We start from the raw sequence: 22535 nt of genomic DNA, 5'->3' as shown, positions 1-22535 counted from the left end.
TACTTAACAGGCTGATCGGCAATGGCCATCTTATCGCGACAACGCAGGCGATCTACCGTGGCGACACCGGGTCCAGACCGACCCTTTCCATCCGATCAGGAGTCCTGCCGTGAGCCTTACCCGAACCATTCTCATCACCGGCGCGTCCAGCGGCATCGGCGCCGGCATCGCCCGCACGCTGGCCCAGCCGGGCGCCCGCCTCGTGCTCGGCGCGCGCCGTGTGGACCGCCTGCAGGCACTGGCTGACAAACTGCGCGGGCAAGGTGCGCAGGTGCTGGTGCAGGCGCTGGACGTGACCCAGCGCGCGCAGGTCGACGCCTTCGCCGCCGCCGCGCTGGCGGAATTCGGCAGCATTGATGTAATCGTCAACAACGCCGGCGTCATGCCGCTCTCGCCGATGGCCTCGCTGAAGGTGGACGAGTGGGACCGGATGATCGACGTCAACATCCGCGGCGTGCTGCACGGCATCGCCGCCGTGCTGCCGCATATGCAGGCGCGTGGCCAGGGGCAGATCATCAACATCGCCTCGATTGGTGCACTGTCGGTGGTACCGACGGCAGCGGTGTACTGCGCGACCAAGTACGCGGTGCGTGCGATTTCCGAGGGCCTGCGCCAGGAACACCGCGAGCTGCGGGTGACCTGCATCCATCCGGGCGTGGTGGAAAGCGAGCTGGCTGACACCATCACTGATCCGGTCGCGGCAGAAGCGATGGTGCAGTACCGCGCCATCACCCTGCAGCCCGATGCGATTGGCCGCGCAGTGCGGTTTGCGATCGAGCAGCCGGGCGATGTAGACGTGAACGAGATCGTGGTGCGGCCGACGGCGGCGGGGTGATGCGCCGGTGCTCCTGTAGGGGTCGAGCTTGCTCGACTCTACAAAGGCCAGAGCGTGCCGACCAAGGCAAGACATGCGACGGCCGGATCCACAAAAATGCCGCCTGCAAGGGCGGCATTTTCGTTCCGGCCGAAGGCCGGACCGGCTCAGGCAGTAACGCTATGCGTTACTGCTTGAGCGGAATCACACGAATTTCCACGCGACGGTTCTGTGCGCGGCCGGCGTCGGTGCTGTTGTCGGCGATCGGATACGCCTTGCCGGCACCCAGGGTTTCAATGCGCACCTGCTGCACGCCCTGCCCCACCAGGTACTGCGCCACCGAATCGGCGCGCTCCTTCGACAGGCGGTTGTTCACCGCATCGCTGCCGATGCTGTCGGTGTGGCCGACCACTTCGATCATGGTCTGGTTGTACTCGTTCAGCGTGCTGGCCACGCCATTGAGCGAGCCGTAGAACTGCGGCTTCAGCGCCGACTTGCCGAAATCGAAGGTGATGCCGTCCGGCAGGTTCAGGGTGATGTTGTCGCCCTGGCGCTGCACGTCGATGCCGGTGTTGGCGGTGCGCTCACGCAGGGCGCGCTCCTGGCGGTCCTGGTAGTTGCCGATGGCCGCGCCGCTCAGCGCGCCGATGCCGGCACCGACCAGGGCGTGCTGGCGACGCTCGGTAGCACTGTTGCCACTCAGCAGGCCGGCGGCCACGCCGACGGCGGTACCGATCAAGGCGCCACGACCGGTGCGGTTCTGCTGCTCGGTCGGGTTGCCGTACTGGTCACTCTGCACATAGGAGCCGCCGGTGGCGCACGCCGTCAGCGCGGCAGCGGTCATCAGGGCCAGGGCGACGTTGCGGGTGGTGTTGCGGATCATGGTGGTCTCCTTGGATGCCGGCCAATGCGGCGTGCGAACGACCCGGAGGATATACAGCCCGGCGCGATGCCGGGATGATGGATGTGAAGGCCGGACGTGCTGCATTCAGCTTTCTGAGCCGGCCTTCATCTGCCCGCTTTACCCGCCACCCGTGCTCCGATAGGCCGCCAGCGCGGCATCACGGCCAGCGGCCAGATCCACCAGCGGCGTGCGCGGATAGCCCGGCGCCTTGTCGGCCAGCAGCAGCGGATGCTGCCACGGCGCGAAGCGCGCCTTCACCGGCAGCGCCGCCAGTTCCGGCACCCAGCGCGTGATGTAGCGCGCCTGCGGATCGAACTTCTCGGCCTGGGTGACCGGATTGAACACCCGGAAATACGGCGCTGCGTCGGCGCCGGTGCCGGCCACCCACTGCCAGCCCATGGTGTTGTTGGCCAGGTCGGCATCGACCAGCGTGTCCCAGAACCAGCGCGCGCCATGCAGCCAATGCGCGCGCAGATGCTTGCACAGGTAACTGGCGACGATCATGCGCACCCGGTTGTGCATGTAGCCGGTGTGCCACAGCTCGCGCAGGCCGGCATCGACGATCGGCACGCCGGTGTTGCCACGCTGCCAGTCATGCAGCTGCGCGCTGCTGGGGTTGGCCCACGGGAAACGATCGAAGCGCGGATTCAGGTTCTCGTTCGGCGTTTTCGGGAAGTGATGCAGCAGGTGATACGCAAAATCGCGCCAGCCGAGCTGGCGCAGGTAGCCATCGATATCGGCATCGGTGCCGGCGCTGCGCAGGCCTTCCAGCGCATGGGCGATGCGCCACGGCGCGATCTCGCCGAAATGCAGGTGTGGCGACATCCGCGAGGTACCTACCCGGTCCGGCAGGTCGCGCTGCTCGCGATAGCCGCGCAGGGCACCATCCTCGAACACCGACAGCGCCTCCAGCGCACCGGCTTCGCCCGGCTGCCAGTGTTCCCAGAAGCCAGTGTCCCAGTCCAGTGTCGGCGCCAGCTGCAGCGCTTCCAGCGCCTGGCTGTGCACCTTGTGGGCCGGAAGCTGCTCCGGCGCGGCCTGCAGCGCGGGCAGGCGCCAATGGCTGAGCACGTTGCGCCAGTACGGGGTGAACACCTTGTACGGCTGCCCCTGCTGGGTCTCGATGTCCCAGGGCTCGAACAACAGGCTGCCATTGCAGCTCTGCGCGTCAATGCCCTGCTCGCGCAGCGTGCGCTTGATGGTGGCGTCGCGCGGCTGGGTGGCCGGCTCGTACTTGCGGTTCCAGTACAACGCCTCGGCGCCGGTTTCCTCGATCAGTGCCTGCAGCGTGGCCAGGCTCTCACCACTGCGCAGCACCAGCGCCGAACCGCGCGCGCGCAGGTCGGCGTCGAGTGCGGCCAGCGAACGATGGCGCCAGGCATCCGACGCCGCGCCGGGCGTCCACTCGCCCTCTTCCTGCGGCGCATGGATGTAGACCGGCACCACCTCATGGCCGGCATCGAGCGCGGCCTGCAGGGCCGGATTGTCCTGCAGCCGCAGATCACGGCGGAACCACACCAACGCTACCGACACGTGCATTGCCTTCGTTCTGGATGGCGCACATGATAGCCAGCGGCGGTGAAGGCATTGCACGTGGGGGCCGTCTGCTAGGCTGCCGGGCCCGTTACCGGAACGCCCCCGCATGGATGACCTGCATGCTGCCTTCGCCCGTTTCGGCCCTTTGCAGGCCCAGGGCGAACATGACTGGCAGGGCCCGTTCCCGCTGCCGCCGGTGCTGGCCCGCTTCTATGCGCAGGTCGGGCCGCTGGGACGCGAGATCAACCCAAAGGTCGGCCATGCCGGCATCACCCTTCCCGGGCTTGAGGTATGGGTGCCGCCGCTGCAGCGTCTGTGGAGCTACCAGGCGGGGTATCGCTGGAATGGCGTGGACGGCGAGCCGATCGAGGACTGGCCGGCCAGCTGGCTGGTCGTGGCCGACCTCGGCGCCGATCCCTTCATCCTCGACATGGACGATGGCCGCGTGCTGTTCGCACGGCATGGCTGCGGAAGCTGGGACGCCGATACGTTCGTCGACGACCTGCCGACCCTGATGGCGGTGCTGGCAGCGGCCGGCACGGTGTATCTGGATGCCGGTGACGATCTCTACAACGATGATGATGACGGCGGCATCCGCGCCGAGCACCTGGAGGCAGCCGTGCAGGCGGTGGCCCAGGTGCTGGGCGACCGCCTGCAGGCCGAGTCATTCATCGAGACGTTGCAGGGATGAATCCACGCATGGCGTGGATCTACTTTTCGAAGCGCTTCATCGCCTCGCTGATCAGCGCACGGGCTTCGGCCGCATTGCCCCAGCCGTTGAGCTGCACCGGACTACGGCCGGCCGGCAGGTCCTTGTAGACCCGGAAGAACGCCTCGATGCGCTGCCGTTCGATCTCAGGCAGATCGGACAGCTCGCGGATGTTGGCGTAGGTCGGGTCGACCTTGTCAGTGGGCACGCCGATGACCTTCTCGTCGTGCTCGCCGCCATCGATCATCTTCAGGTAACCGATCGGGCGGAAGCGCACGATCACGCCCGGATGCAGCGGTTCGCGGGTCAGCACCAGCGCATCCAGCGGATCGTTGTCACCGGCCAGCGTGCGCGGCATCGAGCCGTAGTTGGCTGGATAGGCCACCGGCATCGACTGGAAGCGGTCCACGTGTACAAGACCGTCTTCCTTGATCTCGTACTTGGTGAAGCTGCCGGCCGGGATCTCCACCGCCAGGTTCACTTCGACCGGGGCCTGCTTAGGCTGCGCTGCCAGGAACGGATGCAGCACGCTGTCGGCGGCGGTCACGGCACCGGCCACCAGCAACAGGGCTGCGCCGAGGGCGGCCAGCGGGGCGATGCGTCGAGTTGCGTTCATGCGGTCACTCCTCATTCCCAGCAACGGTCCGCCCGGCCCTTGGCGGTCTGCGCACGCGGGCAGCCGCGCGGGGCGATGCGGTCTTCGCGCAGTTCCACCCGCTGCTTGCCGCCGGCGGCATCGCGGCGCAGCTCGAAGGCATCGTACAACCGGCCGGTGACGGTGCGGGCTTCGTAGCGCAGGTGCTGCGGATCGATCTTCAGCACCTGGAACAGCTGGGTATCCTCGGCCACCGGATCCATGGTCCGGCGTGCCTCGTCGGACAGGCGGTACTGCTTCGGCCCAGCCACCGTCACAACGTACTGCGGCGTGGCGGCCTCACCTTCGCCGCGGCGGCCGTAGGTGTGGTCGTGGCCCTGCAGCACCAGGTCGACGTTGTGGCGGCGCACGACCGGCAGCAGCACGTCGCGCAGCGAAGCGTTCTCGCGGCCTTCGCGCGGCGAATAGAACGGCTGGTGCAGCAGCACGATGGTCCACGGGTGCGGGTTGTTGGCCAGCACCTTGTCCAGCCACTGCGCCTGCGCCTGGGCGGTGCCCAGGTCGAGTGCGGAGGTGCCGTCGAGCACGGCCACGCGCACGTCCTGCACATCGAACCAGTAGGTGCTGCTGGCAGCCGCTGCGGCACCGTTGCCCGGCAGCGCGAACGTCACCGGCCAGTGCTTGCCCAGCACGCGGCGCTCCTGCGGGGTGTCCTCGAACTCTTCGAAGTACTCGTGGTTGCCGATGGCCGGGGCCACCAGCGTCTCCTGCGCCAGCCAACTGGTGGCGGCGAACCACTCGCCCCACTCGCTGTCATCGGCGCCGTCGCCACCGCTGACCAGGTCACCGGCGAACAGGCTCATGCGCGCCTCCGGTGCGGTCTTCTGCGCGGCACGCACCACGCGGCTGACATGACTGAGGTTCTTGTTCTGGGTATCACCGAAGTACAGCAGGGTCAGGGGCTCGCCGGCCTTGCCCAGCGTGCGCAGCTGGTTCCAGGCACTCCAGCTGCCATTGCCCTGCACGCGGTACACGTACAGGGTGTCCGGCTTCAGCCCATCGACCTCGGCGCGATGGTGGTGCGACAGACCGTGCTCGGTCTGCAGCACCCGGGTCTTCGCGCGCACCTGGCTGATGCCCTCGATGGCCGGCGAATCACCGGCCAGGGCGATTTCCAGCAGTGGCGCCTGCACGCTGCCATCGGTGCGCCAGGCCACGGCGAAGCCCTGGCTGGGATCGACCGACGGCGAGGCGACGATGCGGTCCGGCACGGTGGTGGCCGCGTAGTAAGGGCTGCCCACCGACACCTGGGTATTCGGTTCGGCGGCGGCGAACCCCAATGCGGGCATTGCCAGCAGCAGGCCCAACGCAAGGGCATTCCTGCAACGACGGCTCATGCGCCACACTCCAGCGGCAGCGACAGCTGCTTGGCGATGGCTTCCCAGTCGAAGGCCACCACGCCCTGGTCGTCATGCACGGCATACAGCGCACCGTGCGGGAAGCGCGGGCTCGGCTGCTGCATCATCCAGATGCCATCGGTGTTGGCGACCGTGTTGCCCTGGAAGGCACCGACCGGCTTCAGGGTATGGCGGTCGAACAGGTGGAACACGCTGCGCTGCTTGCCCTGCTCGGTGGTGATCCACCAGCCGTCCTTGCCGCAGGTGCGCAGCATCACACCCTCGGCCTGCGCCTTGAACACATCGCGGCCGAAGGTGCTGCCGGTGAAACGGCCGGCCAGCGTGTAGATCTTGAACTCGCTGGCGTAGGTTTCGTCTTCCTCGGCGATCAGCAGGCGGTCGTTGGCTGGGTCACCCCAGATCGACTCGACCACCCGCAGTGCGCCGGCTTCGCTGGTATCACCGATGCTGGCAGCCAGGGTCGCTTCCACCTTGGCGCCGTCGCGGGTGACGTGGTACTGGCGCACGCGCTTGTCCAGCTCGGCCAGCGGCGGCAGGATGTCCTTGCCCTGTGCGTCTTCGCCGTTGTCCCAGGAATCGGTGACGTAGACGCTGTAGCCGTCGGCCCGGCGGTCGACCCACAGGCCATAGGGCTTGCGCAGGTCGTCGGCACCGAACACCGCCAGCGGGGTGAAATCGGGCAGCGAGAACACCTGCACGCGGTGGTTGTCACGCTCGACGATCCACAGCAGGTCGTCGGTCACCGAGATGCCGTTGGGGCGGTCGAACTGGCCCAGCGCGGTGCCTGCGTTGCCGACGTCGCGCAGGTGCTGGCCGGTGCTGCCGTCATACACCACCAGCTTGTCGGTGGCCTTGGCCGTGGCGATCAGCCAGGTCTTGCCGTCCGGTGCCTTCCAGGCCGCGGGCGAATCGATGTTGTCTTCCGGCGTCATCGGGCTTAGGAACGCCTCGGCGATGGTCGACACCGAGCGTGCGTTCCCGGCCGGGGCCTTCGCGGCGGCATCGGCGCCGGCCGGAGCCGCCGCCGGCGTGCAGCCGGCTGCAAGGCAGGCGGCCATCGCGGCGGCCAGCAGGGTCATGCCACGCGACATCACAGGGCCACCTTCAGGCCGACAGCGTACGTGCGACCGTACTCTTCCATCTGCAAGGTGCGCGAACGGGTGCCTTGGTACAGCTCCAGCGGCTTGTCGAGCAGGTTCTGCGCTTCGAGGTACATGCTGATGCGCGGGGTGAACTTGTAGTCCAGCGAGAAGTCGAGCTGGGTGTTGGGCGCTACGTAGATGTCGAACGCGCGGCCGGTACCGACGGTGTCCAGGTACTCGCTGCGGTAGACCGCGGCCAGGCGGGTGCTCAGGCCGTACTTCTCATAGCCGATGTGCGCGCTGTACACGTGCCTGGAGGCACGCGGCAGCATGAACTCCTCGCCTTCGCGGTCAGCGATGCCCGCATCGAACCTGGTATCCAGCCAGGTGCCGCTGGCACCGACCAGCAGGCCGTCCAGCGCGCCCGGCAGGAACGCCAGCTGCTGCTGCCAGTTGAACTCTGCGCCGCGCACGGTGGCCTTGCGGCCGTTGATCGGACGGATCACGTCGAGGCCGTCGTAAGCCGGATCATTCTGGCTCACGGTCTCCACGATGTAGCCATCGATGGACTTGTGGAACAGGCCCAGCGAGACGATGCCGGTGGTGCCGATGTACTTCTCGACCGACAGGTCGATGTTCTTCGACTCGTAGGGATCCAGCTGCGGATTGCCCAGGCGCAGCTCTTGGTCACCGGCGTTCAGCGCGCGGCGCGGCGAGATGTCACCGAAGGACGGACGCGAGACCGTCTTGTTGGCCGAAGCACGCAGCACCCAGTCGTCGGCCGCGTCGTAGCGCAGCTGCAGGCCCGGCAGCACGTTGGTGTAGCTGCGGTTGGCCTCCACCGGGCTGACGGTGTAGCCGTCATCGTCGTCCAGCTCGACGCTGTTGCCGGTGGCCTTGAAGCGGGTGTTTTCCACGCGCACGCCGCCGATGATGCGCAGCGATCCGATGTCCCAGGTGCCCATCGCGTAGCTGGCGAAAATGTCTTCACTGGCGGTGTAATCCTCTTCCAGCGACGTGGCGGCGTTGCCGGCCACGTCCTGCGGACGCGCGGTGTAGCGGCTGCCGTTCTGTGCCCAGTAGGCGCGCATGGCAGCCGAGCTCATGCCCTGCCCCATCACACCGTGGCGGTGTTCCGGATCGGCGGCCGTCCAGCTGGCCAGGTCGATGTCCGGGCCGCGGCGCAGTTCGCTCTCGTCCACGTTGACATCACGGTCGCGCCAGCGGCCGAGCAGGCCGAACTTGATGCTGCTGTTGTCGCCATCGAAACGCACGTTGACCTGCGCGCTGCGTTCTTCGTCGTTGACCTGCTTGGGCGAGATCACGAAGCGGTCGAACGCGAAGTTCGCGTTGTCCATCCAGCCGTTGCTGCTGAGCGTGTAGGTCGGCAGGCGGCTGCGCTGGTCCAGGGTGCCGGACATGTCGTCGGCATCCAACTCGAAGCGTGCTTCCATCTCGTCGTCGACGCGCTCTTCGGTGCGGGTGTAGCCGATCTTGTAGTCCACCACCGCGTTGGTCAGCGTGTTCTCGCCGCCCAGGCTGGCAGCAAAGGTGTTTTCCTTCTTGGTGCGGTAGCGCATGCGCTTCTGGATCGCATCGGCCGGAAGGTCGTCCAGGCGGTACTGGTCGGTGCCGGTGGCCACCATGTCGGCGTCATCGAAGTTGTAGATCACGCGCTGGCGGGTTTCGGCGTCGTCGAACTGGCTGTACAGGGTGCGCAGGTAGTACCTGCTGCCCTCGTCCGGGCGCCAGTCCATGTTGAGGTTGGCACCGATGCGCTTGCGCTCGATCTCGTACTTGCGGTTCTGCAGGTTGATCGCGGTGAGGTCACCGGGCTTCACGTCCTGCGGATCGATGTCACCGTCGAGATTGTCATACTCGACTTCGGTGTTGTCGGACTCGAACCTGCGGTTCTGGTAGTTCACGCCCAGCGCGATGCCGAATGTCTCGGCGAACACTTCGCTGTAGTTGAACGAGGCCTTGGGGCTGGTCTCGCCGGACAGCTGCTGGTGGCTGGCTTCGATCTTGCCGCGCAGGCTGCGGCCGTCGCGGTCGAAGGCCGAGGCCGATTCGACCAGCACCGCGCCACCGATGGCGTCACCCGGCATGTCCGGGGTCGGCGACTTGACCACGCGCAGGCGCTCGGTCGAATCGGAGGGGATGACGTCCAGTGGCGCGGCGCGGCTGGAGTCTTCCGGGGTACCCACGGCGATGCCATCGATGCTGACGCTGTTGAGGTTGGCATCCAGGCCGCGGATGACCACGAAGCGGCCTTCGCCCTGGTCACGGGTCACGCTGATGCCCGGCAGGCGCTGCAGCGACTCGGCCACGTTCTTGTCCGGGTACTGGCCCAGGGCATCGGAGGACACCGCATCTTCGATGGCGTCGCTGCTGCGCTTCAGATCAACCGCGCGGAGCTGCGATTCGAGCTGGGCGCGCACTTCGATGCGGTCCAGATCGACCGCATTGGCGGCAACCACGCCGGTGGCGGCCAAGGCCTGCTGTCCGGCGGCCTGCAGCGGTGCTGCGGCCCCCAGCGCCAGGGTCACGGTGATGGCCATGGCCAGCGGAGTCTTGATGTGCACGGTGGAGCCCCATACCTGTGAAGAATGGGTCTGCACGGTATGTCCGCAACGTTGCATGGCGGTGACACCGTTCAGCACATTCATTGCATCCGGCGTGGGCTTCGCAGCGCCGATCCGGCAAAATGGAGGCCTCTCTACAGCCCCCATTCCCGACCATGAAGATCGTCGAAGTGCGCCACCCGCTGGTGCAGCACAAGATTGGCCTGATGCGCAACGCCGCGCTCAGCACCAAGGATTTCCGCGAGCTGGCCAACGAACTGGGCACGCTGCTGGCCTACGAGGCCACCGCCGACCTGGAGACCGAGCCGCACACCCTCCCCGGCTGGGCCGGCCCGGTGACCGTGCAGCGCATCGCTGGCGCCAAGATCACCGTGGTGCCGATCCTGCGTGCCGGCCTGGGCATGCTCAGCGGCGTGCTGTCGCTGATCCCGGCTGCGCGCGTGAGCGTGGTCGGCCTGCAGCGCGATGAGGAAACCCTGCAGCCGGTGCCTTATTTCGAGCGCCTGACCGGCCGTCTGGAAGAGCGCGATGCGCTGATCCTGGACCCGATGCTGGCCACCGGCGGCACCCTGATCGCCACCATCGACATGCTCAAGCGCGCGGGCGCGCGCCGCATCAAGGGCATCTTCCTGGTCGCCGCGCCGGAAGGCATCGAGGCGGTCAAGGCCGTGCACCCGGACGTGGAGATCTACACCGCGGCCATCGATGCCCAGCTCAACGACAAGGGCTACATCCTGCCGGGCCTGGGCGATGCCGGTGACCGCATCTTCGGTACCCGCGTGGTGTGATCCGGTGGAAGGGATCTGACCCCGGGGTCGGATCCCTTTCGCAGAAGGGCTCCGGGCCCCCGCTCTTTAAAGCCCGGCCGCCAGCGCCTGCAGCCGGTCGATGGCCATTTTCCAGCCATCAAAAAAGCCCATCGGCTCGTGTTGGTCACGGACGGTCTTGTCCGGGTGCATGACCTGCGCGGTGTAGCGGCAGCCCTGCCCTTCGCCGGCGAAGGTGATGGCCGCGGTGAAGCCCAGCCACGGGCTCTGCGGCCGCCAGCCGCCGCCCAGCATCGAGGTGAACACCAGGCGCTGCTGCGGCACGATCTCGACGAAGCCCCGCCCGGGCGCAGCTCGAACGCACGCACCTCGGTGGTCTACAGCCGCGGGCACCACTACTGTCGCAACAGCTCAGGCTCCGTCCAGGCCCGCCACAACGCCGCCCGCGGCGCGGCCAATGCGCGGCTGATGACCGGATCGGTCTCTGGATGAGGGTCGGCAGCGGATGTCATGGACGTGCTCCAGTGCGTCATAAAGGATGCACACCGATACGCCGATCACATCTCCAGGCGAGCGTTACCGGGACGATCGCGAATCTTCACGTCGTTTTCCAGCCAGCAGGCGAATGCTCCGCGCACCCGCACCGCTCGCCCTGGAGATGCCATGAAAGCCTCGTTCCTGCTGGCTGCCGCCCTGCTCATCGGCCTGCCCCTGGCCGCCACCGCCGCCACCCCGCAGCAGCAGCGCATGGCCGACTGCTCGGCCAAGAACAAAGGGCTGAAGGGCGACGCCTACAAAACCGCGCAGAGCGCCTGCCTGAGCGGCCACGCCACCGAAACCAAGGCCACAACCCCGCAGGAGCGCATGAAGCAGTGCAACGCCGATGCCGCGACCAAAAAGCTCGCCGGCGACGCCCGCAAGACCTTCATGAGCAGCTGCCTGAAAGCCTCGTAGCACCGCCATCATATTCAATCAGATGGGGCCAGAGCCCGTTGCGAAGCAACGGGATCCGACCCCATCTGAACATCGATCTCTGACAGATGTGCCGACCAACGGCCGGCACCCACCAACAGCCGCCTGAACCCCGCCAACCCACGGGCAGCCCGCTTTTGACGTTGACGTTGCTTCTGCAGGTGCGGGGCTGCAAGCCCTGCCGAACGAACACCCCTCAACCCAACGCCCGCGCCTTCAGCTCCCCCTGCTCATGCAGGGTCACGAAACGCCCCTTCTCATCCCGCCCCAGCTGCGCCAGCGCCACCTGCGGGTCATGGGTGAAGAACAGATGCACGTTGCGCGCAAGCTTGTCTTCCAGGAAGCGTCGCTTCTCGTCGATCAACAGCTCCGCATTGCGGTCGTAGCCCATGGTGATCGGCACGTGCACCCACGAGCGCCCCGGGATCAGGTCCGCACAGAACACCACGCCACCGTGCGCATCCTCGCCGGCATGCGCGTGGCCGACGATCTCGCCAAGCATCAGGCCCGGCGTATGGCCGTCGCTGTAGCTGAAGCGCACGCTGCTGCCCAGCACCTTCGAGTACTCGCCCTCCACCACTTCCAGGCGGCCGGTGGCCTGCAGCAGGCCCGGCAGCTCGGGAATGAAGCTGGCGCGGTCGCGCGGATGCGGCTGCAGCGCCCGCTGCCAGTGCTGCGCACCGACCACAAAGGTCGCGTTGGGGAACAGCAGTTCCGGCGAGCGGCCTTCGCTCCATGCCGACAGCAGGCCGCCGGCATGGTCGAAGTGCAGGTGGCTGAGCACCACCACGTCGATGTCCTCGTGCTCGAAACCCGCCTCGCGCAGCGAATCGATCAGCACGTGCTGGCTTTCCTGCACACCGTAACGGTCGCGCATGCGGGGGTCGAAGAACGCACCGATGCCGGTCTCGAACAGCACCGTCTTGCCATCCAGCGGACTGGCCAGCAACGCACGGCAGGCCAGCTCGATGCGATTGAGCTCGTCCGGAGCCGCCCACTTTTCCCACACCGCACGCGGCGCGTTGCCGAACATCGCACCGCCATCCAGGCGCTGCGAGTTCCCACGAATCGACCATAGTTTCATGCCGCAATTATCGAGCGCCCCCCGTTAAATAATCGCTAGCCGGAATTACGGGCCGGAAAGCGCAGAACCCCGCCGGGTGGCGGGGTTCTGGGGCGCTCCATTCGCCGGGCATGGCCCGGCGCTACCGACGCATCAACGTGCCGGCAAGACCTGGGCGCTGCCGACAGGGTTGCGCGGGTCGCTGCCGCCGTAGAGCTTGTTGGCCGTGCGGTCCCACTCCACGGTCTGCAGGTTGCCCCACACGTGGCTGGAGCCGCGGCCGCCGGCGGCGACATCGCCCGGCAGGTCGATCTTGTGGCCCATCGCCTGCAGCTGCTTCACGGTGTCCGCGTCGAAGGCGTCGCTCTCGGCCTCGATCAGGTCCGGCAGCCACTGGTGGTGGTAGCGCGGCAACGCGGCAACCTGCTGCGCGTCCAGGCCGGCGTCATAGCCGAGGATGCCCAGCAGCACCATGGTGATGATGCGGCTGCCGCCCGGGGTGCCCAGCACCACCACCTTGTCGGCGTTCTCCATGAAGGTGGGCGTCATCGAGCTGAGCATGCGCTTGCCCGGCTTCGGTGCGTTGGCCGCATAACCCATCACGCCGAAGGCGTTGGGGGTGCCCGGCTTCAGCGCGAAGTCGTCCATCTCGTTGTTCAGCAGCACGCCGGTGCCCTTGGGAATCAGGCCCGAGCCGTACAGCAGGTTGACGGTCTGGGTGGCGCCGACGCGGTTGCCATCGCGGTCGATGATCGAGAAATGCGTGGTCTCGTCATCTTCCAGCGGGGTCGGGTTGCCCGACAGCAGGTCGCTGGGGGTGGCCTTGTCCGGGTGGATCGTGGCCCGCAGGCCCTGCGCGTAATCCTTGCTGGTCAGCACCTTCTGCGGGATCTGCACGAAGTCCGGATCGCCGAGGAAGAAAGTGCGGTCGCGGTAGGCGCGGCGCATCGCTTCCACCACCAGGTGGGTGCGGTGGGCTGCATCCATCTGCTTGATGTCCCAGCCTTCCAGGATCTGCAGCATGCTGGCCAGCGCGATGCCACCGGACGACGGCGGCGGCGCGGTGGTGATCTTCCAGCCGTTGTAGTCGAACACGATCGGCTCGCGCAGCTTGACCTGGTAGCCGGCCAGCTCGTCGGCCGTCCACTTGCCACCGGCCTGCTTCACGCCTTCCAGCAGCAGCTTGCCGGTCTGGCCCTTGTAGAAGCCATCGCGACCGCCGGCCGCCAGGCGCTCCAGGGTCTGTGCCAGCTCAGGCTGCTTGAACAGATCGCCGGTAGCGATCGGCTTGCCGTTGCGCAGGTAGACCTCACGCGTGCCGGGGAAGCGTTCCATCACCTCGCGGCGCGAGGCGTAGCCCTTGGCCATGCGGTCATAGACCGGGAAACCTTCGCGGGCGATGCGGATAGCCGGCTGCAGCGAGGCCGACAGCGGCAGCTTGCCGTGCTTGGCCGACAGTTCCACCAGTGCGGCGGGCAGGCCAGGGATGCCGGCCGACCACGGGCCGTTGACCGAGCGGTCACGGTCCAGGTTGCCCTGCTTGTCCAGGAACGCCTGCGGGGTCGCGGCCGCCGGGGCGGTCTCGCGCGCATCCAGCATGATGTCCTTGCCGGTGGCTGCATCGTGCAGCAGGAAGAAGCCGCCGCCGCCCAGGCCCGAGCTGATCGGCTCGACCACGGCCAGGGTGGAGGACACCGCGACCGCGGCGTCAAAGGCGTTGCCGCCCTGCGCCAGGATGTCGATGCCGGCCTGGGTGGCCAGCGCATGGCCACTGGCGATGGCCGCGCCATCAGGGCGCTCGGCACGGGCGGTGGTTTCGGCCCAGGCCAGCGGGCTCAGCACCAGGCTGAGCAGCAGCAGGGGACGGACGATCAGCGTCTTCATTCGGATGAGGGCTCCGCGTAGAGTTCGGGGTGATCGTGCTGCAGTCGGCGCAACTTGGCCAGCAGCTGGACTTCCGTTTCCACGATCTCCGGGTCCGGGTCGATGCATTCGACCGGGCAGACGACCACGCACTGTGGCTCATCGAAGTGACCCACGCATTCGGTGCAGCGCGCAGGGTCGATCAGGTAGATGGTTTCACCCATCGAAATGGCCTGGTTCGGGCAGGCCGGCTCGCAGACGTCACAGTTGACGCAGAGCTCGTTGATTTTCAGCGACATGGCGATACTCCTCGCCCGCGCCTTGGGACAAGGACCGGCCCGCGCGGGCGCGCGGGCCGGTCAGGTCATCAGCGGCGCCCTCGCGGAGCGCCGCCCGGGCCATGCCGGAGCATGGCCGCCATGGCACGGTCTTACTTGGCTTCGACGAAAATGTACTCGGCGCCGGTCGGCTGCACGGCAGCCTGCACGCGGGCGTTGTCAGCGGACTGGCCGATGAAGACGACGCGCACGCCCTTCATCGAATCCGGCGAGACGTCCTTGAACACGGTCTGGATCATGTCAGCCATCTTGCCCGAGGCCGACGAACCGAAGGCCAGCATGTTGCCCGGCTGCACGCCACGGGCCACGGCCTGGGTCGCGCTTTCGGTCTGGCGCTCGTACTTGGCCTGGAAGTCCGGGTCCGATTCCGGCGAGAGGTAATACAGGAACGGGCTGTTGGTGATGTTGCCCATGTTCTGGATCGCCACTTCCTGCAGGTACTTCTTCCAGCCTGCATCGTCTTCCTTGGCCGGAGCGACCAGGGCCTGCTTGGCGTCTTCGACCGGAGCGGCCTCTTCCTTCTTGCAGGCGGTGAAGGCCAGGGCAAACGAAGCGATCAGCATCGCGCGCATGGTGGTGTTCATGGGTTTCCTCCCGAGTGGTGCGTGTGGTTTACGTAATGGGGGTGCGTGGTACTACTGGCCCTGCCGCGCGGGCAGGATTTACGACTGCGCCGACTTCGCTTCGCGGACCTTGCGCAGCGCCTCGAGCACGGCGGCCGGCACGAAACCGGACACGTCGCCTCCCAGGCGGGCGATCTCGCGGACCAGCGAGGACGAAATGAAGCTGTGCTGCTCGGCCGGCGTCAGGAACAGGGTCTCGACCTCCGGGATCAGGTGGCGGTTCATGCTCGCCATCTGGAATTCGTATTCGAAGTCGGACACCGCGCGCAGGCCGCGCAGCAGCACCCCGCCCTGGACCGAACGTACGAAATGGGCCAGCAGGGTATCGAAGCCGATGACCTCGACATTGCTGTGGTGGCCCAGGGCGCCCCGGGCCAGCTGCACGCGCTGCTCCAGCGGCAGCGCCGGGCCCTTGGACGGGCTCTGCGCCACGCCGACCACGACCTTTTCAAACAACGGCGCAGCCCGGCTCACCAGGTCGATATGACCATTGGTGATGGGGTCGAACGTGCCGGGGTAGACGGCGATGCGGCGGTTGGCCACGGTCATGGGCGGTAGCAGATGTTCAGATGAGGTCAAAGTGTAGCAGTGGCGCGGCGGTACAGGGCAAAGCGCACCTCGCGGGTGCCGCCCTCGCGGTGCAGCAGCCATTCCGGCGGCAGCACGGGCACGTGGCCTGCCGGGGATTCCAGGTACAGCCAGGCATCGGCGGCAAGGTGGCGCGGCAGCTGGGCGAGCACGTCCTGCCACAGGCCGTCGGCGAACGGCGGGTCGATGAACACCAGGGTGGCCTGCTGGGCCGGCGCGCTCTGCAGCCAGCGCAGGGCATCGGCCTGGACCACGCTGACCTGCTCGGCCGCCTGCAGCCTGGCGACGGCGGCGGTCAGGTTGCGGCCGAGCTGGGCATCGCGTTCGACCAGGGTGGCGTGGGCGGCACCGCGCGAGACGGCCTCCAGGCCCAGCGCGCCGCTGCCGGCGAACAGGTCCAGCACCCGCGCCCCGCCGAGCTTGGGCAGCAGCCAGTTGAACAGCGTTTCGCGCACGCGGTCGCTGCTGGGCCGCAGGCCCGGCAGGGTCGGCACCGGCAGGCGGGTATTGCGCCAGCGCCCGCCGATGATGCGGACCTGGCCGTCATTGCCACCACGGCCGCTCACCGGCTACCCCGGTGGGGGTTGTTCGAGAAATTCACCATGAGTGGGATTGTAATTCGGCCGGCCCCCGGCCGGCACCCGCAGAAGCCACAGCAACGACCGAAGCAACAGCAACGGCGGGGACCCCGTGGGATGGCGGGGTGGGTTCGGTTGAGGGGGGCGCTGCAAGTACGTCCCTGTGAGCTCGGTCGCCGCATCCATGCGGCTCACGCCCCCTCAACCGGACCCACCCCGCCTTCGACAGTTTTCCGCGATCTGTCGGAGCACGGGGTCGGATCCCGTTGCTGCGCAACGGGCTCTGACCCCAGATGGAATTCGGTATCTGACAGATGTGTCGACCAAGGTCGACACTTACCAACAGCCGCCGTTGCCAGTAGATCCACGCCATGCGTGGATGAATTCATCCTATATCTCACAGATGTGCCGACCAGCGGTCGGCACCCACCAACAGCAGGTTCCAACAGTCGCGTGAACCTGTCAGAGGTGGGGCGGTGTGGGTGGGCAGGACCGCAGGCGCCATGGATGGCGCCTACGAGCCCCCATGGACGGGTTTACGGCGTGTCCTGCCAACCCACACCGTCCCGCCATCCACGGACAACCCGCTGTTGCTGTTGCTTCGGCCGTTGCCGTTGCATTGAGCAGGTGCAGGGCGCAGCCCTGCCGACCACCCCCTTGATTTCGGGACAATCAGCCATACCCCTTGGCCAGGCCGCACGCGCTGGCGCGGCATTGCACACGGAGCCCTATCGATGACCGAGACCACCCAGACCGAAACCCTTGGCTTCCAGACCGAGGTCAAGCAGCTGCTGCAGCTGATGATCCACTCGCTGTACTCCAACAAGGAAATCTTCCTCCGCGAGCTGGTCTCCAACGCCGCCGACGCCGCCGACAAGCTGCGCTTCGAGGCCCTGACCCAGCCCGCCCTGCTGGAAGGCGACAGCGAACTGCGCGTGCGCGTCAGCTTCGACGTTGCCGCCCACACCATCACCATCGAAGACAACGGCATCGGCATGAGCCGCGCCGAAGCCATCGCCCACCTCGGCACGATCGCCAAGTCCGGCACCGGCGATTTCCTGCGCCAGCTGTCCGGCGACCAGAAGAAGGATTCGCAGCTGATCGGCCAGTTCGGCGTCGGCTTCTACAGCGCCTTCATCGTCGCTGACGAAGTGGAAGTGACCTCGCGCCGCGCCGGACTGGCCGCCGCCGAAGGCGTGCGCTGGACCTCGCGTGGCGAAGGCGATTTCGACGTGGCCACCATCGACAAGGCCGAGCGCGGTACCCGCATCGTCCTGCACCTGAAGGACGGCGAGCACGACTTCGCCGACGGCTGGCGCCTGCGCAGCATCCTCAAGAAGTACTCCGACCACATCGGCCTGCCGATCCAGATGCCGAAGGAAGGCGAAGAGGCCGCCGGCGAGTGGGAGACCGTCAACCGCGCCAGCGCGCTGTGGACCCGCCCGCGTACCGAGATCAGCGACGCCGAGTACACCGAGTTCTACAAGCACGTGGCGCACGACCACAGCGACCCGCTGGCGTGGAGCCACAACAAGGTTGAAGGCAAGCTCGAGTACACCTCGCTGCTGTACGTACCCGGCCGCGCGCCGTTCGACCTGTACCACCGCGACGCGCCGAAGGGCCTGAAGCTGTACGTGCAGCGCGTGTTCGTGATGGACCAGGCCGAGCAGTTCCTGCCGTTGTACCTGCGTTTCATCAAGGGCGTTGTCGACTCCAACGACCTGTCGCTGAACGTCTCGCGCGAGATCCTGCAGTCCGGCCCGGTCATCGATTCGATGAAGGCCGCGCTGACCAAGCGCTCGCTGGACATGCTGGAAAAGCTGGCCGCCGACAAGCCGGAGCAGTACGCCACGTTCTGGAAGGAATTCGGCCAGGTGCTGAAGGAAGGCCCGGCCGAGGACTACAACAACCGCGAGAAGGTGGCCGGCCTGCTGCGCTTCGCCTCCACCCGTGGCGAGGCCGATGCGCAGACCGTGTCGCTGGCCGATTACATCGGCCGCATGGCCGAGGGCCAGGACAAGATCTATTACCTGACCGGCGAAAGCTACAGCCAGGTGCGCAACAGCCCGCACCTGGAAGTGTTCCGCAAGAAGGGCATCGAAGTGCTGCTGCTGACCGATCGCATCGACGAGTGGCTGATGGGCTACCTGACCGATTTCGATGGCAAGGGCTTCGTCGATATCGCCCGTGGCGACCTCGACCTGGGCGCGCTGGAAAGCGAAGCCGACAAGCAGGAACAGGAAGCGGCAGCGAAGGACAAGCAGGGCCTGGTCGAGCGCCTGAAGTCGGTGCTCGGCGATGACGTGGCCGAAGTGCGCGTGTCGCACCGCCTGACCGATTCGCCGGCGGTACTGGCCATCGGCGAACAGGACCTGGGCCTGCAGATGCGCCAGATCCTGGAAGCCAGCGGGCAGAAGGTGCCCGACAGCAAGCCGGTGCTGGAGATCAACCCGGGCCACCCGCTGATCGCCAAGCTCGACGCCGAAGCCGATGGCGCGCGCTTCGACGACCTCGGTCGGGTGCTGTTCGACCAGGCCGCGCTGGCCGCCGGCGACAGCCTGAAGGATCCGGGAGCCTACGTGGCGCGCCTGAACAAGCTGCTGCTGGAACTGTCGGCCTGACCGATGGGGTGGTCGCCGGGCATGGCCCGGCGCTACCGGTCGATGCTTTGGTACGTGCCAACCGTCGTTGGCGCTCCAAAGACGTGTCAACCAAGGTTGACACCTGCCAGGGCGGCTGATGCCTCAGGCGTTCCGGTCCAGCAGCGCGCCCAGCATCTGGTCCTGGCTGCGGATCACCGTGGCGTTGGCGGCAAATGCCACCACCTCGGCCTTGGCTGCCAGCAGGTCGCCCAGCGGCGCTGCCGGGTCCGGATCGGTGGCACTGACCGTGGTTTCCACCCCGCCCTGCTCGACCGGGCTGCGCTGCAACTGCAGGCGCTGCGCGTCCGGGGTGGCGAGACTGGCCACGTTGTGTGCGGCCACCTGCACGCCCTGCTGGGCCGCTCGCATTCCCGACAGCGCAGTCTCCAACACGTTCATCGGCGGTCTCCGGGCCACCCTGCGCAGCCCCTCGGACCGGTTAACGGCCCGGCACGCGCAACCTTGAGTCCACATCGGGTCAACGGTCCCGAGTGGTAGCATACCCCCCTGATTTCAGCGCCTTTTGCCAATGCTCAGTTTTTTCCGCCGCAAGAAGCCCCAGGACGCCGCCACGCCGGACGCGCCCAAGACCCAGCATTACTCGGCTGAGGAGCTGGCGGCGGCGTTCCCGTCCGCTGCCCCGGTCGAAGAAGCCCCGGCCGCACCGGTCGCCACGCCGGCCAGCGTCGAGGCCACCACGTCCGCGCCTGCGCCTGTCGCAGCGCCCGAGCCGCCGGTCGCCGCTGCGCCGCCGGCCTCGGCCCCGGCCCCGGCCCCGGAACGCGTCATCGCTCCGGAAGACTTCGAAGCCGAGGCCCTGGCTGCCGCCGCCGTGCTTGCACCGCTGGCCCCGGTCACCCCGGCCGAAGCGCCGGCCACGCCTGCCATGGACCTGCCGGTGCTGGTCGATGCCGCCCCGGCCCCGGCCGGCAAGCCCGGCTGGCGCGAGCGCCTGCGCAACAGCGTCATCGCCCGCAGCTTCGGCGGCCTGTTCTCGCGCAATCCCAAGCTCGACGACGATCTGCTGGACGAGCTGGAAACCGCGCTGATCACCGCCGACGTCGGCGTGGGCGCCACTACCGACCTGGTCGAGGGCCTGCGCAAGCGCATGAAGTCGCGCGAGTTCGTCGATGCCAATGCGCTGCTCGCCGCGCTGCGCAGCGAACTGATCGCGATCCTGCAGCCGGTCGCCAAGCCGCTGGTGATCGACCGCAACGCCAAGCCCTTCGTGGTGCTCACCGTCGGCGTCAACGGCGTCGGCAAGACCACCACCATCGGCAAGCTGGCCAAGCGCTTCAAGGACGAAGGCCACAGTCTGATGCTGGCCGCCGGCGATACCTTCCGCGCCGCCGCCGTGGCCCAGCTGCAGGCCTGGGGTGAGCGCAACGGCGTGGCTGTGGTCGCCCAGGGGCAGAACGCCGACGCCGCTTCGGTGGCCTACGACGCCCTGCAGGCCGGCAAGGCGCGCGGCACCTCGGTGCTGATCGCCGACACCGCCGGTCGCCTGCATACCCAGTCCGGCCTGATGAACGAGCTCGGTAAGATCCGTCGCGTACTGGGCAAGATCGACGAGACCGCGCCGCACGAAGTGCTGATGGTCATCGACGGCACCACCGGCCAGAACGCGCTCTCGCAGCTGCGCCAGTTCAATGCCGCGGTGAAGGTGACCGGCCTGGTGGTGACCAAGCTGGACGGTACCGCCAAGGGCGGCGTGGTGTTCGCCTTGGCCCGCGAGTTCGGCATTCCGATCCGTTTTGCCGGCATCGGCGAGCGCCCGGAAGACCTGCGCGTGTTCGATCCGGAAGCCTTCGTCGACGCCCTGCTGCCTGAAGCGCTGGGCGCCTGATACGCCGTGCAGCCACGCATGGCGTGGCTCTACTGCACTGCGCGCGCCCATGGCGTGGGTCTACCGCAACCGCAATCCAGTAGAGCCACCCCACGGGTGGCTGCCTTCCCCGGAACACCCATGCCCCGCCAGCCGCACGCCAGCGCCGCACTTGACCACGCAGACGGTTTCGTCGCCCACCTGCTGCACTGGTTCGACGACCACGGACGCCACGACCTGCCCTGGCAGCATCCGCGCAGTCCTTATCGGGTCTGGCTGTCGGAGATCATGCTGCAGCAGACCCAGGTGACCACGGTCATCCCGTATTTCCAGCGGTTCCTGCAGCACTTCCCGACCCTGCCCGACCTGGCCGCCGCCAGCAACGACGCGGTCATGGCGCAGTGGGCCGGGCTCGGCTACTACGCCCGCGCACGCAATCTGCACGCCGCGGCCAAGCGCTGCGTGGAGCTGCACGACGGCGACCTGCCGCGCGATTTCGATGCCCTGCACGCCCTGCCCGGCATCGGCCGCAGCACCGCCGGCGCGATCCTCAGCCAGGCCTGGAACGACCCGTTCGCGATCCTTGATGGCAACGTCAAACGCGTGCTCAGCCGCTATCACGGCATCGAGGGCTTTCCCGGACTGCCGGCCGTCGAGAAACAGCTGTGGTCGCTGGCCGAAGCGCATGTAGCGCAGGTGCCGGCCGGACGCATGGCCGATTACACCCAGGCGCAGATGGATCTGGGCGCGACCGTGTGCAGCCGTGCCAAGCCGGCCTGCGTGATCTGCCCGATGCAGGAAGACTGCGTGGCACGCCGCGAAGGCCGCACCGCCGAACTGCCCACGCCGAAACCCGGCAAGCCCCTGCCCGAGCGCGAGGCCGTAGCCCTGCTGCTGCGCGACGCCCAGCAGCGCGTGCTGCTGCAGAAGCGCCCGGACACGGGCATCTGGGCGCAGCTGTGGACGCTGCCGCAGGCCGACGCCGGCAGCGACCTGCAGGACTGGTTCGACACCCATGTCGACGGTTCGCTGGAAGAGGCCGAGGAACTGCCGGTGCTGCTGCACACGTTCAGCCACTATCGGCTGCACCTGCAGGTACTGTCACGGCAGGTGCGCGGCCTGCGCGTGGAGGAACCCGCGCTGCGCTGGGTCACCGCCGATGAACTTCCGGCGCTGGGCCTGCCCGCGCCGATCCGCAAGCTGCTGGACGGCACGCCGGTAAAGGCGCCGAAACGCAGAGCCACCAAACCCCGCAACCACGAGTGAGTGCCATGCCCCGAACCGTCTTCTGCCAGTACGAACAACGCGATGCCGAGGGCCTGGACTTCGTGCCCTACCCCGGCGACCTGGGCCAGCGCGTGTTCAACCACATCGGCAAGCAGGCCTGGGTGGCCTGGCTGGCGCACCAGACCATGCTGATCAACGAAAACCGCCTGTCGCCGCGCAAGCCGGAGCACCGCGCGATGCTGGAAGCGGAGCTGGTCAAGTTCCTGTTCGAGAAAGACGCCGAAAAGCCGGCCGGCTTCACCCCCGAGGCCTGAGCCGGTAGCGGGGGGGGGGGGCGGCGCGGGGCCCCCCCCCCCCGCCCGCGGCGGCGGGGGCGGGGAGGGTTTTTTGGGGGGGGGGGGAAGGG

The 22535-nt window shown here is 67.5% G+C and carries 22 protein-coding genes; 8 read left to right on the top strand and 14 right to left on the bottom strand.

Going from position 1 to position 22535, the window contains the following annotated elements; translation table 11 throughout:
• Positions 1 to 109 precede the first annotated feature (109 nt).
• A complete protein-coding gene (locus AC1VXD_RS09400) occupies positions 110 to 835 on the top strand; it encodes an SDR family oxidoreductase (protein ID WP_482991830.1) in 726 nt (241 codons plus the stop codon).
• A gap of 166 nt (positions 836 to 1001) precedes the next feature.
• Here the strand turns inward: AC1VXD_RS09400 and AC1VXD_RS09395 are convergent, their stop codons facing one another.
• Positions 1002 to 1697, bottom strand: coding sequence for a YiaD family glycine zipper/OmpA-like lipoprotein (locus AC1VXD_RS09395; protein WP_079221528.1), 696 nt, complete (start codon positions 1695 to 1697; stop codon positions 1002 to 1004).
• 138 nt (positions 1698 to 1835) lie between these two features.
• Positions 1836 to 3251, bottom strand: coding sequence for a cryptochrome/photolyase family protein (locus AC1VXD_RS09390; RefSeq protein ID WP_482991829.1), 1416 nt, complete (start codon positions 3249 to 3251; stop codon positions 1836 to 1838).
• A 109-nt stretch (positions 3252 to 3360) separates the two neighbouring features.
• On the opposite strand from AC1VXD_RS09390, the gene AC1VXD_RS09385 reads away from it, so the two are divergent.
• A complete protein-coding gene (locus AC1VXD_RS09385; protein WP_482991828.1) occupies positions 3361 to 3945 on the top strand; it encodes a hypothetical protein in 585 nt (194 codons plus the stop codon).
• A gap of 19 nt (positions 3946 to 3964) precedes the next feature.
• Here the strand turns inward: AC1VXD_RS09385 and AC1VXD_RS09380 are convergent, their stop codons facing one another.
• From AC1VXD_RS09380 to AC1VXD_RS09365, 4 genes are read right to left on the bottom strand one after another with little or no spacing between them, the layout of a single operon-like run.
• The gene (locus tag AC1VXD_RS09380; RefSeq protein WP_482991827.1) at positions 3965 to 4579 is read right to left on the bottom strand and encodes an inorganic diphosphatase; all 615 of its coding nucleotides are present in this window, start codon (positions 4577 to 4579) and stop codon (positions 3965 to 3967) included.
• A gap of 11 nt (positions 4580 to 4590) precedes the next feature.
• Positions 4591 to 5907, bottom strand: a complete 1317-nt coding sequence (locus AC1VXD_RS09375) for a purple acid phosphatase family protein (protein ID WP_482991867.1) — start codon at positions 5905 to 5907, stop codon at positions 4591 to 4593.
• A 44-nt stretch (positions 5908 to 5951) separates the two neighbouring features.
• The gene (locus AC1VXD_RS09370; RefSeq protein ID WP_482991826.1) at positions 5952 to 7067 is read right to left on the bottom strand and encodes a phytase; all 1116 of its coding nucleotides are present in this window, start codon (positions 7065 to 7067) and stop codon (positions 5952 to 5954) included.
• Positions 7067 to 9619 carry a TonB-dependent receptor gene (locus tag AC1VXD_RS09365; protein WP_482991866.1) on the bottom strand — a complete coding sequence of 851 codons (2553 nt, stop codon included), beginning with the start codon at positions 9617 to 9619 and terminating at the stop codon, positions 7067 to 7069. The genes AC1VXD_RS09370 and AC1VXD_RS09365 overlap by 1 nt, the downstream gene beginning before the upstream one ends.
• Positions 9620 to 9798: 179 nt before the next feature.
• Here AC1VXD_RS09365 and upp point away from each other — a divergent pair, with 179 nt between their 5' ends.
• Positions 9799 to 10431, top strand: coding sequence for a uracil phosphoribosyltransferase (gene upp, locus AC1VXD_RS09360; RefSeq protein ID WP_108768539.1), 633 nt, complete (start codon positions 9799 to 9801; stop codon positions 10429 to 10431).
• Between the two features lie 66 nt (positions 10432 to 10497).
• On the opposite strand, the gene AC1VXD_RS09355 is transcribed toward upp, so the two are convergent.
• Positions 10498 to 10716, bottom strand: coding sequence for an SRPBCC domain-containing protein (locus AC1VXD_RS09355; protein WP_482991825.1), 219 nt, complete (start codon positions 10714 to 10716; stop codon positions 10498 to 10500).
• 357 nt (positions 10717 to 11073) lie between these two features.
• Between AC1VXD_RS09355 and AC1VXD_RS09350 the strand changes: the two genes are divergently transcribed.
• Positions 11074 to 11364 carry a PsiF family protein gene (locus AC1VXD_RS09350; protein WP_150454601.1) on the top strand — a complete coding sequence of 97 codons (291 nt, stop codon included), beginning with the start codon at positions 11074 to 11076 and terminating at the stop codon, positions 11362 to 11364.
• Between the two features lie 214 nt (positions 11365 to 11578).
• Here AC1VXD_RS09350 and AC1VXD_RS09345 read toward each other — a convergent pair whose 3' ends face one another.
• From AC1VXD_RS09345 to rsmD, 6 genes are all read right to left on the bottom strand, one after another.
• Positions 11579 to 12466 carry an MBL fold metallo-hydrolase gene (locus AC1VXD_RS09345; RefSeq protein WP_482991824.1) on the bottom strand — a complete coding sequence of 296 codons (888 nt, stop codon included), beginning with the start codon at positions 12464 to 12466 and terminating at the stop codon, positions 11579 to 11581.
• 132 nt (positions 12467 to 12598) lie between these two features.
• On the bottom strand, positions 12599 to 14329 hold the full coding sequence (gene ggt / locus AC1VXD_RS09340) for a gamma-glutamyltransferase (RefSeq protein WP_482991823.1): 1731 nt from the start codon (positions 14327 to 14329) through the stop codon (positions 12599 to 12601).
• Complete coding sequence (locus tag AC1VXD_RS09335; RefSeq protein WP_482991822.1) at positions 14326 to 14607, bottom strand: YfhL family 4Fe-4S dicluster ferredoxin; 282 nt, start codon at positions 14605 to 14607, stop codon at positions 14326 to 14328. Before AC1VXD_RS09335 ends, ggt begins: the two co-directional genes overlap by 4 nt.
• Positions 14608 to 14738: 131 nt before the next feature.
• A complete protein-coding gene (locus AC1VXD_RS09330) occupies positions 14739 to 15230 on the bottom strand; it encodes a hypothetical protein (RefSeq protein ID WP_116864860.1) in 492 nt (163 codons plus the stop codon).
• 78 nt (positions 15231 to 15308) lie between these two features.
• A complete protein-coding gene (gene coaD, locus AC1VXD_RS09325) occupies positions 15309 to 15818 on the bottom strand; it encodes a pantetheine-phosphate adenylyltransferase (RefSeq protein WP_008267036.1) in 510 nt (169 codons plus the stop codon).
• 26 nt (positions 15819 to 15844) lie between these two features.
• Entirely contained in the window at positions 15845 to 16423 is a 579-nt protein-coding gene (rsmD, locus tag AC1VXD_RS09320; RefSeq protein ID WP_482991821.1) for a 16S rRNA (guanine(966)-N(2))-methyltransferase RsmD, read from the bottom strand.
• Positions 16424 to 17169: 746 nt separating this feature from the next.
• On the opposite strand from rsmD, the gene htpG reads away from it, so the two are divergent.
• Positions 17170 to 19056, top strand: a complete 1887-nt coding sequence (gene htpG, locus AC1VXD_RS09315) for a molecular chaperone HtpG (RefSeq protein ID WP_482991820.1) — start codon at positions 17170 to 17172, stop codon at positions 19054 to 19056.
• A 123-nt stretch (positions 19057 to 19179) separates the two neighbouring features.
• Here htpG and AC1VXD_RS09310 read toward each other — a convergent pair whose 3' ends face one another.
• Positions 19180 to 19476 carry a hypothetical protein gene (locus tag AC1VXD_RS09310; protein ID WP_482991819.1) on the bottom strand — a complete coding sequence of 99 codons (297 nt, stop codon included), beginning with the start codon at positions 19474 to 19476 and terminating at the stop codon, positions 19180 to 19182.
• A gap of 130 nt (positions 19477 to 19606) precedes the next feature.
• Here AC1VXD_RS09310 and ftsY point away from each other — a divergent pair, with 130 nt between their 5' ends.
• The 3 genes from ftsY to AC1VXD_RS09295 all read left to right on the top strand — a co-directional run bounded on the left by ftsY (position 19607) and on the right by AC1VXD_RS09295 (position 22443).
• A complete protein-coding gene (gene ftsY, locus AC1VXD_RS09305; protein ID WP_482991818.1) occupies positions 19607 to 20923 on the top strand; it encodes a signal recognition particle-docking protein FtsY in 1317 nt (438 codons plus the stop codon).
• A 120-nt stretch (positions 20924 to 21043) separates the two neighbouring features.
• Positions 21044 to 22168: an A/G-specific adenine glycosylase gene (gene mutY, locus AC1VXD_RS09300; protein ID WP_482991817.1), complete on the top strand. Its 1125-nt coding sequence runs from the start codon at positions 21044 to 21046 to the stop codon at positions 22166 to 22168.
• A 5-nt stretch (positions 22169 to 22173) separates the two neighbouring features.
• Positions 22174 to 22443, top strand: a complete 270-nt coding sequence (locus AC1VXD_RS09295; RefSeq protein WP_482991816.1) for an oxidative damage protection protein — start codon at positions 22174 to 22176, stop codon at positions 22441 to 22443.
• Positions 22444 to 22535 lie beyond the last annotated feature (92 nt).

Source organism: Stenotrophomonas sp. STEN054, from assembly GCF_056854535.1.
The sequence above is the reverse complement of the archived record's forward strand: the minus strand, read 5'-3'. Positions and strand labels throughout refer to the sequence as shown.